At 65.9% G+C, this 593-nt stretch carries 1 protein-coding gene; it reads right to left on the minus strand.

The window, feature by feature from the left end:
• Window positions 1–593 (minus strand): pyruvate formate lyase family protein (locus tag G5B56_RS19755; RefSeq protein WP_310733813.1); only part of this gene is annotated, 593 nt, incomplete at both ends.

Below are 593 nucleotides of genomic sequence, written 5' to 3' on the forward strand. Positions count from 1 at the left end.
TGCACCTTGGCGTGGCGCATCGCCGACAGCGAGTCCGCGACCACCGACAGCCCGGCGATGCCGCAGGCCATCGTGCGCAGGATGTCGCGGTCGTGCAGCGCCATCTCGATGCGCTCGTAGGCGTACTTGTCGTGCATGAAGTGGATCGCGTTGAGCGACTTCATGTAGACGCCCGACAGCCACTCCATCGTCGGCACGAACTTGGCGACGACCTCGTCGTAGTCGAGCAGCTCGCCGGTGATCGGCTCGGTGACCGGGCCGACCTGCTCGCCGCTGACTTCGTCACGGCCGCCGTTGATCGCGTACAGCAGCGCCTTGGCCAGGTTGGCGCGCGCGCCGAAGAACTGCATCTGCTTGCCGATGCGCATCGCCGACACGCAGCAGGCGATGCCGTAGTCGTCGCCCCAGTACGGACGCATCAGGTCGTCGTTCTCGTACTGCACCGAGCAGGTGTCGATGGAGGTCTTGGCGCAGAAGTCCTTGAAGCCCTGCGGCAGCTGCTCCGACCACAGCACGGTCAGGTTGGGCTCGGGCGCCGGGCCCAGGTTGTTGAGCGTCTGCAGGAAGCGGAAGCTGTTCTTGGTGACCAGCGG

This window comes from Rubrivivax sp. JA1026 (assembly GCF_011065555.1).
Classification (GTDB): Bacteria; Pseudomonadota; Gammaproteobacteria; order Burkholderiales; family Burkholderiaceae_C; genus Rubrivivax; species Rubrivivax benzoatilyticus.